The 16,354-nt window shown below is 75.9% G+C and carries 16 protein-coding genes and 1 tRNA gene; 10 read left to right on the top strand and 7 right to left on the bottom strand.

What is annotated here, in order from left to right; all coding sequences use genetic code 11:
* The first annotated feature begins 7 nt into the window (after positions 1 to 7).
* From E1O70_RS15630 to mscL, 3 genes are all read left to right on the top strand, one after another.
* Complete coding sequence (locus E1O70_RS15630; RefSeq protein ID WP_082774532.1) at positions 8 to 322, top strand: FmdB family zinc ribbon protein; 315 nt, start codon at positions 8 to 10, stop codon at positions 320 to 322.
* Between the two features lie 184 nt (positions 323 to 506).
* On the top strand, positions 507 to 1,232 hold the full coding sequence (locus tag E1O70_RS15625) for an SAF domain-containing protein (protein ID WP_082774531.1): 726 nt from the start codon (positions 507 to 509) through the stop codon (positions 1,230 to 1,232).
* A gap of 130 nt (positions 1,233 to 1,362) precedes the next feature.
* Positions 1,363 to 1,866, top strand: a complete 504-nt coding sequence (gene mscL / locus E1O70_RS15620) for a large conductance mechanosensitive channel protein MscL (RefSeq protein ID WP_061268063.1) — start codon at positions 1,363 to 1,365, stop codon at positions 1,864 to 1,866.
* Positions 1,867 to 1,895: 29 nt separating this feature from the next.
* On the opposite strand, the gene E1O70_RS20170 is transcribed toward mscL, so the two are convergent.
* Positions 1,896 to 2,198 carry a hypothetical protein gene (locus E1O70_RS20170; protein ID WP_061268062.1) on the bottom strand — a complete coding sequence of 101 codons (303 nt, stop codon included), beginning with the start codon at positions 2,196 to 2,198 and terminating at the stop codon, positions 1,896 to 1,898.
* Between the two features lie 24 nt (positions 2,199 to 2,222).
* The gene (locus E1O70_RS15610) at positions 2,223 to 6,260 is read right to left on the bottom strand and encodes a hypothetical protein (protein WP_240696731.1); all 4,038 of its coding nucleotides are present in this window, start codon (positions 6,258 to 6,260) and stop codon (positions 2,223 to 2,225) included.
* 774 nt (positions 6,261 to 7,034) lie between these two features.
* On the opposite strand from E1O70_RS15610, the gene E1O70_RS15605 reads away from it, so the two are divergent.
* A complete protein-coding gene (locus E1O70_RS15605) occupies positions 7,035 to 8,102 on the top strand; it encodes a hypothetical protein (RefSeq protein WP_128957431.1) in 1,068 nt (355 codons plus the stop codon).
* Positions 8,103 to 8,187: 85 nt separating this feature from the next.
* On the opposite strand, the gene E1O70_RS15600 is transcribed toward E1O70_RS15605, so the two are convergent.
* Positions 8,188 to 8,811 (bottom strand): PAS and ANTAR domain-containing protein, encoded by a 624-nt coding sequence (locus E1O70_RS15600; RefSeq protein WP_240696730.1) that lies wholly within the window; start codon positions 8,809 to 8,811, stop codon positions 8,188 to 8,190.
* A 311-nt stretch (positions 8,812 to 9,122) separates the two neighbouring features.
* On the opposite strand from E1O70_RS15600, the gene arr reads away from it, so the two are divergent.
* On the top strand, positions 9,123 to 9,533 hold the full coding sequence (gene arr / locus E1O70_RS15595; protein ID WP_061268058.1) for an NAD(+)--rifampin ADP-ribosyltransferase: 411 nt from the start codon (positions 9,123 to 9,125) through the stop codon (positions 9,531 to 9,533).
* A gap of 191 nt (positions 9,534 to 9,724) precedes the next feature.
* Positions 9,725 to 10,192, top strand: a complete 468-nt coding sequence (locus tag E1O70_RS15590; protein WP_128957430.1) for a type II toxin-antitoxin system Phd/YefM family antitoxin — start codon at positions 9,725 to 9,727, stop codon at positions 10,190 to 10,192.
* A gap of 334 nt (positions 10,193 to 10,526) precedes the next feature.
* On the opposite strand, the gene E1O70_RS15585 is transcribed toward E1O70_RS15590, so the two are convergent.
* A tRNA-Arg gene (locus tag E1O70_RS15585) sits at positions 10,527 to 10,599 on the bottom strand.
* Positions 10,600 to 10,700: 101 nt separating this feature from the next.
* Here E1O70_RS15585 and uriH point away from each other — a divergent pair.
* Complete coding sequence (gene uriH / locus E1O70_RS15580) at positions 10,701 to 11,705, top strand: uridine-preferring nucleoside hydrolase UriH (RefSeq protein WP_082774530.1); 1,005 nt, start codon at positions 10,701 to 10,703, stop codon at positions 11,703 to 11,705.
* Positions 11,706 to 11,763: 58 nt separating this feature from the next.
* On the opposite strand, the gene E1O70_RS15575 is transcribed toward uriH, so the two are convergent.
* Both E1O70_RS15575 and E1O70_RS15570 read right to left on the bottom strand, forming a co-directional pair.
* Positions 11,764 to 12,312, bottom strand: a complete 549-nt coding sequence (locus E1O70_RS15575) for a dihydrofolate reductase (protein ID WP_167496899.1) — start codon at positions 12,310 to 12,312, stop codon at positions 11,764 to 11,766.
* Positions 12,312 to 13,106, bottom strand: a complete 795-nt coding sequence (locus tag E1O70_RS15570) for a thymidylate synthase (protein ID WP_128957458.1) — start codon at positions 13,104 to 13,106, stop codon at positions 12,312 to 12,314. Before E1O70_RS15570 ends, E1O70_RS15575 begins: the two co-directional genes overlap by 1 nt.
* 220 nt (positions 13,107 to 13,326) lie before the next feature.
* Between E1O70_RS15570 and E1O70_RS15565 the strand changes: the two genes are divergently transcribed.
* Genes E1O70_RS15565 through E1O70_RS15555 form a run of 3 tightly spaced genes read left to right on the top strand, consistent with a single transcriptional unit; the run spans position 13,327 to position 15,273 of the window.
* Positions 13,327 to 13,845, top strand: coding sequence for an OsmC family protein (locus E1O70_RS15565; RefSeq protein WP_081895945.1), 519 nt, complete (start codon positions 13,327 to 13,329; stop codon positions 13,843 to 13,845).
* A 22-nt stretch (positions 13,846 to 13,867) separates the two neighbouring features.
* Entirely contained in the window at positions 13,868 to 14,785 is a 918-nt protein-coding gene (locus tag E1O70_RS15560; RefSeq protein WP_240696729.1) for a hypothetical protein, read from the top strand.
* Between the two features lie 11 nt (positions 14,786 to 14,796).
* Positions 14,797 to 15,273: an SRPBCC family protein gene (locus E1O70_RS15555; protein ID WP_051028110.1), complete on the top strand. Its 477-nt coding sequence runs from the start codon at positions 14,797 to 14,799 to the stop codon at positions 15,271 to 15,273.
* A 108-nt stretch (positions 15,274 to 15,381) separates the two neighbouring features.
* Here E1O70_RS15555 and E1O70_RS15550 read toward each other — a convergent pair whose 3' ends face one another.
* The gene (locus E1O70_RS15550; protein WP_240696728.1) at positions 15,382 to 16,302 is read right to left on the bottom strand and encodes a PadR family transcriptional regulator; all 921 of its coding nucleotides are present in this window, start codon (positions 16,300 to 16,302) and stop codon (positions 15,382 to 15,384) included.
* Between the last annotated feature and the right edge of the window lie 52 nt (positions 16,303 to 16,354).

Raw genomic sequence — 16,354 nt, 5'->3', positions numbered from 1 at the left:
AGAACCCGTGCCCACCTACGCCTACAGCTGCACCGCCTGCGGTCACGCCTTCGACATCCACCAGTCGTTCAGCGACGACGCCCTCACGGTGTGCCCCGAGTGCTCGGGCCGCCTGCGCAAGGTGTTCTCCTCCGTGGGCGTGACGTTCAAGGGCTCCGGCTTCTACCGCACGGACTCGCGGTCCGGCGGGAAGACGTCGACGGCGCCCGCCGCCTCGACGTCCAGCGCGTCGTCGTCCTCGTCGTCGTCGGCGGGGTCGCCCTCGTCGTCGGGCGGCACGGGCTCGGGCGGCGCGTCGAGCAGCTCTGCCGCGTCGTCCTGACCTGACGCGGCGCCACCGGGTCGCTCGCCCCTGACGCGCCCGAGCTCCGGCGTCGGCGCCGCACCGGTGCGCGGCCGACCACAGCGGGCCGGTCGGCTCACGGTGGGCGGGCCGCGCGCCGCGTCGTCCACAGACCGCCGCGCACCGCGGCCACCGGCTCGCCGCGCGCGGCTACGGTCGCGCCATGCCTCGCTCCTCCCGCCCGCCCGGCCCGTCAGCCCACCCCGGCCGCGCCGCCGCCCGGCGGCGGCTGCTGCACACCCTGTGGTGGCGGTCCCGGTTCGTGGTCGCGGCGCTGTGCTGCGGGCTCGCGGCGTCGGTCGTCGTCGGTGCGCTGCGGCCCCCGCCCCCGCCGACGGCTCCCGCCGTCGTGACGGCCCGCGCCGTGCCGCCCGGCACCACGCTCGCGGCACCCGACGTGCGGGTGGACCACGTCGCGGCCTCCCTCCTGCCCGCCGGGGCGCCGACTCGGCCCGATGACGTCGTCGGGCGCCGCGCGACCGTCGCCCTTCCGGAGGGCACCCTCCTCCAGGACGGCCTCGTCGCCGGAGGAGAGCTCGCCGCCGGTGCGCCCGCCGGGACCGTGGTCGCGCCCGTCCGGCTCGACCCGGGCGTCGCCGCGCTCCTCGGGCCGGGCGACCGCGTCGACCTGCTGGCCGCGGGCGACCCCGCGCTCGCCCCGGCACCCACGGAACCCGCGGAGACGGAGTCCGCTCCCCCGGACGACCCGTACCTGGCCCGCGCCGCGGTCGTCGTGCCGGCACCCGAGCCCGACGACGGCGGCGGCCTGCTCGGCAGCGGCGGGTCGGGCTCCGACGTCGTGACGCTCGTCGCGGTGCTCCCCGAGGAGGCCGTCCGGCTGGCGGCGCGGGCCGGCCACGCCCCGGTCACGGCCGTCCTGGTCCCGTGACGGCACCACGAGACCGCCGACCCGCCGGGCGAAGCCGTTGCCGGTCGCCGCGCCCGTTGGCAGGATCGCGCGTGCACGTGTGGTGGCGCCGCCGCCACGCGTGCCCGTCGACAGGAGAGGGAAGCAGCACATGAAGGGCGTGTTCCAAGGGTTCAAGGAGTTCGTGCTCCGCGGCAACGCGATCGACCTGGCGGTCGGCGTCGTCATCGGGGCCGCGTTCTCCGGGGTCGTCACGGCGATCGTCGAGGACTTCATCAACCCCCTCATCGGGGCGATCTTCGGCAAGCCCGACCTCACCGGCCTGTGGGACATCACGCTGCGCGCGGGGAACGAGGCGAAGGACATCCCGCCCTCCGTCATCTCCGTCGGCGGAGTCCTCAACGCGATCCTCCAGTTCCTCATCATCGCCGTCGCCCTCTACTTCGTCATCGTCCTGCCGATGAACAAGCTCGCGGAGCGACGCAAGAAGGACGAGGAGCCCGAGCCCGAGGCACCGGCCGAGGACGTGCGCGTGCTCCAGGAGATCCGCGACCTCCTCGCCGCCCAGGCCGGCAGCGGCCCCGGCACGGCGCCCGGCGGGACCGCGCCCGGAGGGCCGACGCCCGGCGGGCCGACGCCCCCGCAGCACCTCTGACGCCGCTCAGCCGGTCGCCCGGCGAGCCGTCAGTGGCGCCCGTAGTGGGGCGGCACGTCGCCCAGCAGGCGGTCGTCGTTCTCGCCCGGCGCGCCGCGGCGGGGGGCTGACTCGTCGCCCCAGCCCTCGGCCCGCTCGTCGGCGCTCGTGCCGGGCACCACCGTGCTCTCGGTCCCCCGCCGCACGGCCCGCCGGGGACGCCGACGGCGCCCGGTGTCGGTCTCGGGCTCCGGCTCGGGCTCGGGCTCTGGCTCTGGCTCTGGCTCGGGACGGTCGCGCGCGTCGTCGGGCAGGTGCCGCGGGTCGGGGCTCGGGTCGGCGGTCGTGCTCACGCGTCCCATGGTCCCACCGGCGGGCTACAGGTCCTCGTCGCCGTGCTGCTCGTCGTCGTCGATCACCGGCACGACGACGATCCGGTCGCCCCCGCCCGTCTGCGCGACGCCGCCCGTCTCCGGGAGCCGCGCGTCGCGCACGGCCTGCACGACCCGCCGGATGCGCTCGGCCTCCTTGGCGGGGTCGAGGAACGCGGCGGCGGACCAGACCTGCGCGACCGTCCAGCCGATCCGCTCGAGCCGCTCGGCGACCTGCCGGTCGCGCACGCGGACGCTGCGCTCGGCGACGTAGGCCGCGTCGTCGGTGAGCACGGCGACGAGGAGCTCGCCGGGCAGGTCCGGGTGGCCGACGACGAGCGGGATGCGGTCGCCGTCGCCGATGCCGTAGTCGGTCTCGACGACGAGCCCCGCGCGCCAGAGCCGCTCGGCGAGGTCCAGGACGAGCCGGTCGGGGCTGCCGCCGAGGTCGACGCCGTTGCCCAGCGTGACCTGGTCGGCGGCGCCGCTGCGCTGCTCGGCCAGGTCGAGCACCTCGGCGAGCAGCCGGGCGCCCGCGCCGCGCAGGCGCTCGGGGTCGAGGTCGCCCGCCGTGAAGCACGAGACGACGTGGAGACGCCGGCGCGTCGCCCCGACGGCGTCGAGCAGCATGGCCTCGGCGCCCGGGGTGTTGAGGATGCCGAACCGGTGCAGCACGCGGCCGTGCGGCGTCTTCCCGAAGCCGACGGACAGCACGATCGTGTCGCGCACGAGCCCGGCGACGCCGGAGACGTCCGCGACGACGACCGGTTCCGCGCGGGCGCCGGAGAAGAACCCGGCGAGCGCCGGGTTCTGCCGGACCTCGACGAGGAGCGCGTCGCGGATGCGGTCGGCGTGCAGGGGCGTGACGGTGACGATCGCGAGGGACTCGTCCGGCCGGGTGAGCGCGTGCTCGATCGCGACCTCGACGACGCGGTCGACCTCGGCCTGCGTGCTCTCGACCGCGCCGGACGCCGTGTCGGGCATCCCGGCGCCGTCGACGACGTCGAGCTGGACGAGGACCTCCGCGCGCGGCAGCGGCGACGGGCGCAGGACGCCCGCGTAGCCGTGCTCGGCGAGGAACGAGGTGACGAACGGGTCGCGTCGCGAGCCGTCGGCGAGCAGCGCGACCGTCGGCAGGAGCTCGGCGAGCTCGCGCACGGTGTCCGTGGACGCCGCCCGCGGGTCGCCGACGGCGACGACCTGACGCCCGCGCGCGAGCGCCGACAGCACGAGCTCGACGGGCGTGTGCTCGATGGCGTCGAGCACCACGAGGTCGACGGTGCGGGTCGCCGGCACGAGGTGCGGGACGAGCGTCGGGGTGGCGACGAGCACGGGCCGCAGCCGGCGCAGCACGGCGGGGTGCTGCTCCGCCGTCTCGCGCAGGCTCACGAGCCGCCCCTCGAGCAGCTCGGTGAAGAGGGCCTCCGCCTCGTCGCGGTGCTCACGCATCGCGGTCCCGAGGTGGTCGCGGACCGCCGCCCGGACGGGCGCCGCGAGGGACGCGACGTGCGCGCGGTCGAGCTCGCGGAACCGGCGCGCGAGCGCGTCGAGGCCCGCGCCGTCCTGCCCGGCGAGCGCCTGGTCCTGCGCGAGGATCTGCTCGAACACCGAGCTCCACCAGGCGAGCTCCAGCTCGGGGCCCACCTCGTCGGGCTCGACGCGGCGTGCCGCGAGGTCGGTGAGGAGCTCGCCGAGGCCGAGATCGGTGAGCCGGTGCTGGATCGCGGTCCGCGCCGGGAGCGCGTCGAGCGCGGCGGCGTCCTCGGCGAGCGCGTCGAGGCGGGCGGCGAGCGCGTCGAGCGGCGTGTCGAGCAGCCCGCCGCCCGCGGGCGTGCCCGCGAGCACCGGCTCGAGCTCCTCGGCGTCGATGCGGACGGCCTCGTGCGTGTCCTCGATGGCCGACAGCCCCTCCGGCAGCACGGGCCAGCCGCCACGGGGGCACTGCTCCTGCCAGACGGCGCGCTGCGCCTGGACCTCGACGAGCGCGGCGTGCAGGTCGGGCACGCGGACGCCCGGCCGCACCATGTCGCGCGCCTGACGGCGCAGCCGGCGACGCGCGAACCAGCCCATCTCGATCCCGTGCTGCTCGCGCCACTGCTTCGTCGCGGTCGCCTCCACCATGTCCTGCGCGGTGCGCTCGAAGATGAGCGGCTGGAACACGTCGAGCGTGCCCCGCATCCCGCCGAGCATGGTGAGCTGGTCGCCCCACTGGCGGAGCGTCGTCGCGGTCGTGAGCCCGGTGCGCTCCGCGACCTGCTCGACCTGCGCGCGCAGCTGCGGGAGCGTGTGGGCACGCAGCCGCTCCACGCGCACGAGGGCGTCGTGCGCCTCCTGCGGCGTGGTGAGCGCCGCGCCGTACCAGGGGGTCGACGTCGCGCGCGCCGTGAAGGCGCCGAGCATCGCGGCCTCGCGCAGCTCTGCGGCGACCCGCTCGCGCTGCGGCCCGACGGCGAGCACGACCTCGGTCGTGAGCCGCACCCGCGTGTCCGGCGCCGGGCGCTCGGCGGTCAGCCGCGCGAGAGCCTGGAGCGCGTCGTACGCCGACACGCCCCACGGGTCGCGGACGAGGTGCAGCGCCTCGATGTACCCGGCGAGCCGGGCGCGCGCGCCGAGCAGGGCGTCGCGCGTGCGCACGAGGTCGTCGTCCTCGACCGGCTCCGGCTCCGTCGCCATCGCGGCGAGCAGGCGGTGCGAGGCGGTCTCGCGCCACGTCGGCTCGGGCGCGACGTCGAGCGCGAGCCCGCCGAGGCCCAGCGCGTCGAGGCGGGCCAGCAGCGCGTCGGCGGCGCGGCGGTGGCCGGGGACGTAGAGGACGTGGCGTCCCGACGCCGCAGCCTCCGCGACGACGGCGGCGAGCGTGCCGGCGACGTCGGACCCGGTGGGGGCGTCGACGAACAGGTGCGAGCCGCTCGCGAGGACGTCGACGACGTGCCGCTGGGACGGGTCGAGGTCGCCCGCGCCGCGCTCGAGCACGGGGTCGGCGTCGCCGACGCGCGGTGCCGGGAGGTCGGCCCGCAGCGCGGCGGCGGACCGCTCGTCCCCGGCGAGCGCGGCGACGACCTCGTGCCGCTCGAGCGCGGGGGCGAGCTCGTCGAGGTCGTCGACCAGCACCTGGCCCGGGTGCACGAACGTGCCGACGAGGACCCGGTGGGTGAGGTCGAAGTCGTCGAGGACCGCCTGCCCGAGGGCCACGATCCGCCGGGTCGCGTCGCCCGGGTCGAAGCCCGCGCCGGTGAACGTGGACCGCGCCAGGGTCACGGGGTCGAGGAGCGCTCCGTGCGCACGGAGCGTGCGCGCGAGGAGCGGGTTGATCTCGGCGGTGGGCTCGAGCGTCAGCTCGTAGTCCGTCTCGCCGTCGCCGCGGGGCGTGACGGTGAGGGGGCGCAGCAGGACGGGCGCGCGCACCGTCCGGGGCGCGAGCTCCTCGTCGAGGCCCGCCACGCCGTCGGACCGGTCGCCGGGGTGCGCGAGCGGGGCGTCCTCGGCGTCGGGGGCCGTCACCGTGGGCTCGACGTCCGCCGGGCCGCTCGCGTCGCCGTCGGCCGGCACCACCGTGGGCGCGCGGCCGGCGACGCGGGCGAGCGCCGCGACGTCGTCCTCGGCGAGGGGCGCCGTCGGGCTCTGGGTCCAGGTCGCCACGCCGATCGCGAGGTACGTCGGGGCGACGCCGTAGCGCTGCGCGTGCTCGGCGGCCCGGACGACGACGGCGCGCGCCCGCCGGCGGGCGGCGGGCAGGGAGCCCCCCTCCCGGAAGAGGTTGGACAACCGGGTCGGCCGCCCCGCGAAGAGCTGGGCGATGCCGGACGGGTGTGCGGCGGTGAGGTCGACGACGGCGTCGCCCAGGAGGGACACGTCGGCGAGCGACGAGCCTCCGGCGAGCTCGACGAGCCCGGCGCGCCAGCGGGCGACCGCCTCCTCGACGAGGTCGGACGTCGTCGGCTCGGGCACGAGCACCGGGCGCGACGACGTCACGTCGGCGGCCTCGGCGTCGGGCCGGTCTGTCCCGCCGGGAGGGGTCGAGGGCAGCCGAGCAGGATCGGCCACGCTCCGGGCGGCTGAGCTGGTGCGGGCTGCGGCATTCACCCTCCGACGCTAACCGTCCGCCTCGCGCCGCTCGACGCGGCGCGCCGGGGAGGACGCGACCCGCTGCGCCGCACGGCGCCGGGCCGCGACCACACCCGGGCGCGGGGCGCAGCGAGAACGACGAACGGCCCCGAATCACGAGAATTCGTGTTCCGAGGCCGTCGTTTCCGAGCGATTCCGAGATGTTCTCCCGGAGAAGTGTGAAACAGCGCGCACCGCGCAGGGGGCAGGCGATGCGCGCTGTCGAGAACTATCTTGCACGGCACGCAGCCCAGGCGTCAACACGGCTCGGGGCGCTGGACGCACGACCACCCGGCGAGCCGCACAAACGCCTGAGAACGACCTGGACGGGCGTCCACCAGGAGGCGCGGCATTCCGCGGGTGCCGGGCCACCCGGGCCGCCGTCTCGGCGTGCGGTGCGGATCACATCACGCCCTGCTGGGCGGCCACCGCACGGTCACGACGACCCTCGGCAGGATACGGCCCTCCCCCGCGGTGCGGCACGCGAGGAGCGCCCTGCGACCCTGCGGGTGCGGCGTCCGACGACCTGACCGGCGGCGTCACAGGATCTTCCCGGTTCCTCTGAGGGCCGGGCACGGCCCCCGTGAGCGAGGTCCACACGGACGTCCTACCGTGGAAGGACGCCCGTGGCCCGACGCCGGTCCCTGGCGCGCGGCCGTCACGGCCGGTGGCGGCGGGCGGACCAGCCCGCCGACGACCGGAAACCAGCACCACGTGACCACGCCCTCCGAGAACCCCCGCCTCGACCGCGACGCCCCGCGCGTCCCGCGCGACGAGCCCGGCCCCGACGCCGGACACCCCGCGGGACGCACCACCGCGGAGCCGGCTCCCGAGAAGGAGCGTGAGGCCCCGGCCCGCCTCTCGCTCACCCAGGTCGTCGCGAGCGCGCTCGCCGCGGTGAGCACCACCGTGCTCCTGTCCTACTTCGGGACCGCCGGGACGATCATCGGCGCCGGCATCGCCAGCGCGCTGACCGTCGTCGCGAACTACGTCTACACACGCTCGATCCAGAAGACGCGCGAGCAGCTCGTGCCCGTCGTCGGCAAGGTCGTGCAGGCCACCGCGGGCACGGGCACCACGCGTACCCGCACCACCACGGCGGTCGCGTCGGTGCCCCGCGGGGCCGTCGAGCCCGACGCGCGGGCGGACACCGTCGAGACGGCGGTGGCCACCGCAGTCGGGTCGGGCGGGACCGGCGACGAGGCGGCCCAGGCGGGCGAGGCGGACGACCCCGCGGGTGGCCCGAACCGCTGGCTGCGGCTCGTGGACCGGTACGGGCGCGGCCGCGTGCTCACCGTGACGGCGCTCGCGCTGTTCGTGGCCGTCATGGGCGTGGTCCTCGTGGTCGAGCTCGTCATCGGCAAGCCCCTCGCGGACGCCGTCCGCGGCGTCGAGGGATCGGGGACGACGATCAGCCGCGAGCGCACCCCGAGCACCGAGGACCCGGCGACGCCGGCGCCCAGCGCGCCCTCGCAGGACCCGGCGACCGTCCCGACGCCGGGCCCGAGCCCGTCGCCGTCGACGACGCCGTCCGACGAGCCGTCCACGACCCCCGCTCCTGCACCGGAGCCGACGGTGGATCCCACACCCGAGCCGCCGACGCCGGAGACGCCCGCGCCGACGCCCTCGCCCGGCCCGGGCGAGGGGACCGGAGGCACCGGGGGTACCGGCGGCGGTGCCGAGTCCGAGGCGGAGACCGGCGCGGGCGACGGGAGCACCGGGACCGCGCCGACGCCGTCGACACCCGGCACCGGGCACGTCCCGGCACCCGCGTCGGCCTAGCCGACCCAGGCAGCCGGACGGCGGCCGCGCGCGAGAGAGCCCCGCAGTCCCGTCCAGGAGTGCGGGGCTCTGCCGTCTGCGGCGCCTACCGGAGGATCGCGTCGATGCGCTCGGCGCAGTCCCCACCGGCGCGTCCCGCCTCGTCGACGACGACGGACGCGAGCTCGCGCAGGCGGACGTTCTTGTCGTTCGAGACCTGCTTGAGGCGAGCGAACGCCTCGTCGCCGCTCACGCCGTGCATGGCGATGAGGATGCCCTTCGCCTGCTCGATCGGGCCGCGGCCCTCGGCGGCCGCGGTGATGTCCCGGCGTGCACGCTCCTGCGCGCGCCCCGCGACCGTCGCCGTGATGTCGACGAAGTAGCCGAGCAGCTCGACGACCTCGCCGGACTCGCGGTCGCGGCGCCCCTGCCCCACGAGGACGACGTACCGCTCGACGCCGTGGGCGTCCATGATGCGGTGCACGCTCGAGAACGGCTCACCCGTGGTCGCGGCGCGGTCGAGGACCGCCCGCACGTGCTCACGGTCGTCGGGGTGCTTGTGCGCCAGGACGAGCTCGGTGGTCGGCACCACGTCGCCCGGCTCGAACCCGTGGACCCGGTACGTCTCAGCCGACCACCACCAGGTGCCGGTACCCAGGTCGAGGCGATACTGGCCGATCTTCTGACCCGCCCCGCGGGTCAACGAATGGTCGATGGCATGGTCGTCCACGGACATGTTGGTGCTCCGTCTTCTCCAGAGGATGAGGAGCCAGGTCCAGACTCAACCCTTCGACCGTACTCCCGAACAGGAGAAGGCGACAGGTGGCGAGCACGGGGAAACGGTTCTTAGGGTGTCCTTGCGGCCGAGGTGCCGCAGGGGGCACCGGCCCGTGAAGAAGTCCGCAGCCGGTGCACCTCTGGCTCGCCTGGCGCTCCGGGTGGGAACGGACCGTGGGGCGACACAGGTCTCCGGGACCCGGAGAACGCACGCGACCGACCTGACCTCGCGGCCCGAGACACCGTGCTGTCTACGCTGAGCGGATGGACCACGCGAGGGACGAGGGGCCCTTCTTCCACGGGACGAAGGCCGACCTGCAGGCGGGCGACCTGCTGACCGCGGGCTTCCGGTCGAACTACCGGCCCGAGATCGTCATGAACCACGTCTACTTCACCGCGCTCGTCGGCGGAGCCGCGCTCGCCGCCGAGCTCGCGGCCGGGGACGCCGCACCACGCGTCTACGAGGTCGAGCCGACCGGCCCGTTCGAGGACGACCCGAACGTCACCGACAAGAAGTTCCCGGGCAACCCCACGCGGTCCTACCGGAGCAGCGCACCCCTGCGGGTGGTCCGCGAGGTCGCCGAGTGGCCGCGGCTCAGCCCCGAGGAGCTCGCGAGCTGGCGCGCGCGCCTCGCGGCCCTGCGGACCGAGGAGCGCGGCGAGATCATCAACTAACGGCTCGGGGTCAGGGCGTGCGTCGGTGCCGAGCCGCGCCGTCGCGCCGCGGACGCCGGACGGGGCTTTGCCCGAGGCTGGGGCCCGAGGCGACGCCACGACGCTGACCGATCCGCTCTCCTTCCACTCCTGGGACCACTCCGCCCCACTCGCCCTTGCCGTTCAGAACTAGTTCTGAAATCATGGCGGGCATGAGTGCCTCCACTGTCGAGCAGCGCGTGAAGTTCTCCGACCTCTCGCGCGACAGCAAGGCCGTCGCCGCGGCAGCCGACCGCGGCCCGGTGACCATCACGCGCCGTGACGGCGACGAGCTCGTCCTCATGCGCAAGGCCGAGGCCGACGCAGACCGCGCCGGGCTCGCCCTCGCCGCGCAGATCGTCGCTGTCGCCGTCTCGGACTGGCCCAGCTCGTTCGCGGCCCGTCTTCGCGAGCCGTTCCCGTGGATGATCTTCCTCTCGGACGCCGAGCAGGAGGCGTTCACCGACGATCTGGTCCGCACCGCTCGCGCGTGCGCATCCGTTGCGCAGTTCGAACCGTTGTCGACGGTCATCCATGCATGGATGTCGACGGCGCAGGCCAAGGCAGCCGGCTGGGACCGTACCGAATACGTGTGGCTCGACGAGCAGGTCGAGGTCGAGCGCCCCGACGGCGGCGAGTGATCGTGCCCAAGGACGTCCAGGTCGAGCGGCCGACGAAACGCACCGAGCACCGACTGGTCTTCGCCACCCAGCAGGCGCAGAAGGGCGGGCGCGACCTTCGCGCCACCAAGCTCAACGCACTGGCCGATGCCTGGGACGCCCTGACGCGCGACCCGGTCCGCAACGACCCGACCTGCCACCCGCTGAAGGGCAACCGGGCGCCCCGGGCACGGTCCACGTGCTCGACGTGCACACGCACCACCCGAACGCCACGAAGTGCCCGCACCGCCACGCGCTCCGGGCCTCGGTGCGGGAGTATCAGACTCGCCAGACTCTGGACGGTGGTCCTGCTCGGTGCGCCTGGCCAGATTCGAACTGGCGACACCCGCTTTAGGAGAGCGGTGCTCTATCCCCTGAGCTACAGGCGCGTGGCCCCGGGTCAGGGCCGCAGCACAGCCTAGCCGTCACGGGCGCCCGGACGCGAAGCGCACCGGCGGCCCCGGCCCCGGGGACGCGCGAGGATGGGTCGATGTCCGCTCACGCCCCGGCCCAGCCCGTCCCGTCCGCCCCTGACTCCCGCACGACCGCGCCCCGCCGGATCGTCCTCGACTGCGACCCCGGCCACGACGACGCGATCGCGATGCTCCTCGCGCACGGGAGCCCCGCCGTCGAGCTGGTCGCGGTGACGACGGTCGCCGGGAACCAGACGCTCGAGAAGGTGACGCGGAACGCGCTCGCCGTCGCGGAGCTCGCCGGGATCGACGTCCCGGTCGCGGCCGGGTGCGACCGTCCGCTCGTCCGGCCCCGGATCGTCGCGCCGGACATCCACGGCGACTCGGGCATGGACGGGCCGGTGCTGCCCGCCCCGCGCCGCGCCGTCGACGACCGGCACGCGGTGGACCTCATCATCGAGACGGTCCTGGCGGCCGAGCCGGGCGAGATCACGCTCGTCCCGACGGGCCCGCTGACGAACGTCGCGATGGCCGCGCGCAAGGAGCCGCGGATCGTGCCGCGCGTCCGCGAGGTCGTCCTCATGGGCGGCGGGTACCACGTGGGCAACCGGACGCCGGTCGCGGAGTTCAACGTCCTCGCGGACCCGGAGGCGGCGCACGTCGTGCTCACCGAGGCGTGGCCGGTGACGATGGTGGGTCTCGACCTGACGCACCAGGCCGTCGCGACGGCGGACGTGCGCGACGGGATCGCCGCGCTCGGCACCGCCCCGGCCCGGTTCGTCGGCGAGCTGCTGGACTTCTACGGCACGACGTACCGCACGGCGCAGGGCTTCCCCTCCCCGCCCGTGCACGACCCGTGCGCGGTCGCGTACGTCGTCGACCCGTCGGTCATGACGACGCGCCGCGCGCCGCTGGACGTCGAGCTGCACGGCGGGCTGACGACCGGCATGACGGTCGCCGACCTGCGCGGCGACGAGCCCGGCCCGGAGGAGTGCCGCACGCAGGTCGCGGTCACCCTCGACCACGGCCGGTTCTGGGACCTCGTGCTGGACGCCCTGCGCCGCGTCGGCGACCCCGCCTGACCGCTGGGTGCGTGATCTGGTCGCGCTCCGACCGGGCGAGCGCGACGGATTCACGCACTCAGCGAGGGGGGCGGGCGTGGGTGACGACGCGGTAGCGCAGTCCGGTGGACGACGTCGCCCAGTCACCCGCGTGCACGGACCACCCGGCGGGGACCTCGGGGGCGAACGTGTCGCCGTCGACGACGGTGTCGATCTCGGTGACCACGCACCGGTCCGCCTCGGCGACGGTCGCGGCGTAGAGCTGGGCGCCGCCCATGACCCACACCTCGTCGGAGCCGCTGGTCCGGGCCGCGGTGCGCGCGGCCGCGAGCGCCGCGTCGACCGACCCGGCCACGCGCACGGGCGCGCCGCCGTCGTCGGCGGGGCGGCCGCCGTCGGGCACCCACGCCTCCTGGCGCGTGACGACGACGTTGAGGCGCCCCGGCAGGGGCCGGAACCGCGGCGGGAGCGAGTCCCACGTGCGGCGGCCCATGACCACGGGGTGGCCCGACGTGACGCGCCGGAAGTGCGCGAGGTCCTCGGGCAGGTGCCACGGCATGGTGCCGCCCGCGCCGATGACGGGCCGCCCGGCGGCGTCGCGCGCCTGGGCCCAGATCAGTCCGAGCATCAGACCGCGATCGGTGCCTTGATCGTCGGGTGGTGCTGGTACCCGACGACCTCGATGTCCTCGTACTCGTAGGCGTCGATCGAGTCGCGGGGCGCGAGGCGCAGCGTCGGGTACGGGTACGGCTCGCGCGTGAGCTGCTCGCGCACCTGCTCGACGTGGTTGTCGTAGATGTGCACGTCGCCGCCGGTCCACACGAAGTCGCCGACCTCGAGGCCGGTCTGCGCGGCGACCATGTGGACGAGCAGCGCGTACGACGCGATGTTGAACGGGACCCCGAGGAAGAGGTCCGCCGAGCGCTGGTAGAGCTGGCACGACAGCTTCCCGTCGGCCACGTAGAACTGGAAGAACGCGTGGCACGGCGGCAGCGCCATGTCCTCGATCTCCCCGACGTTCCACGCGGAGACGATGTGCCGCCGCGAGTCGGGGTTCGCCTTGATCTGCTCGATCACCTGCGCGACCTGGTCGACGTGGCGGCCGTCCGGCGTCGGCCACGAGCGCCACTGCACGCCGTAGACGGGGCCGAGCTCCCCGTCGGCGTCGGCCCACTCGTCCCAGATGCGCACGCCGCGCTCCTGGAGCCAGCGCACGTTCGAGTCGCCGCGCAGGAACCACAGCAGCTCGTACGCGACGGACTTGAGGTGCACGCGCTTCGTCGTGATCAGGGGGAAGCCCTGCGACAGGTCGAAGCGGAGCTGGCGGCCGAACACGCTGCGCGTGCCCGTCCCCGTGCGGTCGCCCTTGGGCGTCCCGTGCGCCAGGACGTCGCGCAGGAGGTCCTCGTACGGGGTGGGCACGGGCCCGGGCGCGCTGCCCGACGGCGCGGGCTCGGCGGTGCGCACGGGTGCGGTCGGAACGTCGGTTGCGTCGAGGGCCACGCCCGCCAGTCTAGGCACCGCTCCGGCCCGGCAGCCGGTGACGCTCGGCACGCTCTCCGGGAATCGCGCGCGGCCGCCGCACGTTCCCCGGAGGGCGGACGCCCCGACGCCGCGACCCGACGAGTGCGAGGATTCACGCATGACGACGCAGCCTGCCGAGAACACCCTGAGCGCCGCCGACGAGGCCGCGCACGACGTCCCCGCGCCGTCGCCCGCCCCGGCCGACGCGCTGTGGGTCGAGCGCACGGGTACCCGCACGTACACGGGCCGGTCGGCGCGCGGCGCCGAGGTCTCGATCGGCCCGGCGAGCGAGGGTGCGGTGTTCACGCCCGGCGAGCTGCTGAAGATCGCGCTCGCGGCGTGCGCGGGCATGAGCACGGACCGCACGTTCGCCCGCCGCCTCGGCGACGACTACGCCGTGACGATCCACGTCCAGGGCGACAAGCTCCTCGAGGAGGAGCGGTACCCGAAGATCACGGGCACGTACGACATCGACCTCACGTCGCTCGACGACGACGCGCGCGACCGGCTCGTCACCGTCGCCGCGCGAGCGATCGACAAGGCGTGCACGGTAGGACGGACGGTCAAGGCCGGCGCCGAGGTCGAGTACCTGTTCCAGCCGGAGGGTGCCGGCCGCGAGGTCGAGACCCAGGACTGACCGCGGGATGACGGGAGGCGCCATGGCGTACCAGCAGGACCCCTCGAGAAGCCCCGTGCCGCGCGGCGGCGTGCCCGAGTACGGGACCCCGCCCCCGGACGCCGGGCGCAGGGACCTCTCGACGCAGGACGCGGTCGAGTGGTCCGCCTACCGGCCGACGCCGCTGCTCGACGCCGCGCTCGACAAGGCGGTGACGATCCCGTCGCACGTCATCCGGGCGCACGTCGACTCGGTGCGCCGTCGCAACCCCGAGGCCAGCCCCGCGCAGATCGTCCGGATCCTCGAGCGCGAGTACCTGCTCGTCATCCAGACGGCGGGCGGCGCCGTCGGCGCGGCGGCCGCCTTCCCCGCGGTCGGGACGGGCGTGGGGATCGCGCTGACGTCGAGCGACGTCGCGACGTTCTTCGCGTCCTCGGCGGCGTTCGCGCTCGCGGTGGCGGACGTGCACGGCATCGCGGTGGACGACGTGGGCCGCCGTCGGGCGCTCCTGCTCGCGACCGTTCTCGGCGAGAAGGGCGCGCGCGACGTCGAGCGCGCGACCCAGGGGTCGGGCCTCGCGTGGGGCAAGGTGCTCCTGACGAGCATGCCCGCCGGGACGCTCGTCAAGGTCAACAAGGCGCTCGGCAACCGGTTCCTGCGCACCCAGCTCGCGAAGCAGTCCGGCCTCGCGCTCGGCCGGCTCGTGCCGTTCGGCGTCGGCGCCGTCGTGGGCGTGGCGGGGGCGCGGGCGCTCGGGCACGGCGTGATCGCCCAGTCACGGCGCGCGTTCGGGCCGCCGCCGCCGGTGTTCGGCCGGCTCCTCGAGGTCGTGGAGTCGCCCGTGCAGGACGCGCCGCCGCGGCTCGTCCCCGTCCCCGAGGACGCGGAGCCGCGCCGCCGTCGTCGGCTGCTGCCGGGACGGGGGCGGCGCGACCGCTCCCCCGCCCGCGACGCCGAGTGACGACCCGGGGCGTGCGGCGCGTCGCCGTCGCGCGCGAGCTCGACGTCGACGCCTCCGTAGCGTTCGCGTGGGTCGCGGACCCGCGGACCCACCCGCGGTTCATCCCGCTCACCGTGATGACGACCCCGGCGGGCCGGGGCCCCGAGGTGGGCGACCGGTTCACCATGGTGAGCGGCCCGCTCGTCCGACGCACGGGCCGCGGCTTCCCGGACCGCATGGTCGTCGAGTCGCTCGACCGCCCGTCCGTGGCGGCGGGCCGCCCGGGCAGCACGCGGATCCGCAAGCTGGGCCCGGCGCTGCTCGGCGACGCCGGCTTCGAGGTCGTGCCGCTCGGCACGGGCCGCTGCCGGGTCGTGTGGTGGGAGGAGGCGTACCTCGCCGGTCCCGTCCCCCGCGGGATCACGGCGCCCCTCGTCGGGGTCGCGCTGCGCGTCATGATGCACGTGTCGCTGCGCCGCCTCGACGCGCGCCTGCGTGCCCGCAGGTAGCGCACGAGCGGCCCGACGGACGGGCAGCGCCCCGCGGACGCGACGGAACCGGGGCCCCACGGGACCGAACAGTCGGTACCGCGCGACCCCGGGGCCGGGGTGGTGGGTTCAGGCCGTCGGCCCGTCCTCCACCGGGGCGTCCTCCACCGGGCTGCCCGACGGCGCACGGTCGCCCGCGGCGGTCGTCGGGGCACCCGGCGCCGTGCCGGGCGAGGCGTCGGGGACGGCCGGGCCGGCGAGGATCAGGTAGAGCTCGCGACGCGTGCGCTCGAGGAGCTCCGCGGCCGCCGTCGTCTGCTCGTCGGTGCCGGTGCGGGCGACCTGGTGGACCGCCGCGGCCACGGCCTCGACGCCTGCGCGCAGCTCGCGCCGCGGGCGGCCGCCGCGACCGGCGGCGTCGGCGAACGGGTCGCCCAGCTCGTCGGCGTGCTCCGCGACGTACGCGGTGCCCGCCTCGGTGAGCGTCGCGAGGCGGCGCCCGCCGTCGGCCGAGAGCTCGACGAGCCCCTCGTCCTGGAGCAGGTTCAGGGCCGGGTAGACCGCGCCCGGGCTCGGGCGCCACTGGCCCTCGCTGCGCTCCGCGATCTCCTGGATGACCTGGTACCCGTGCATGGGCTGCTCGGCGAGGAGCAGCAGGACGGCGGCGCGGACGTCGCCGCGGCCGGCGCGCCCGGGGCCGCGACCGCGGCCCCCGTGCCGACGACCGCCGTGACCGGGACCGAAGCCGGGCCCGCCCGGGCCGAACCCGGGGCCTCCCGGGCCGAACCCGCGACGGTCGTCGGCCGGACCGCCGGGGCCGAAGCCCCGGCCGCCGTCGGCCGGTCCGCCGAACCCGCGTCCCCCACCGCGACGGGCTCCGCCGCGGCCACGGGGGCCGTCGCCGCGGAACCAGGCCGCGTCGTCGGGCACGGGCGGGAAGCCGTCACGACGACGGCGGTCCGGGCGCGGCCCGGGTCGCTCGCCGAACGGCTGGGACATGTTCTGGACGTCGTCCGGGGTCCTGCCCCGGTGCTGGTGTGCGTGGTGCATGAGAGGTGTCTCCTGTACGTGGATGTTCGAGGGCTCCGGGTGGTCCGCGGAG

The sequence above is a fragment of the Cellulosimicrobium funkei genome (genome assembly GCF_004519295.1).
Lineage (GTDB): Bacteria > Actinomycetota > Actinomycetes > Actinomycetales > Cellulomonadaceae > Cellulosimicrobium > Cellulosimicrobium funkei.
This window is presented reverse-complemented; position numbering and strand designations above follow the sequence as displayed.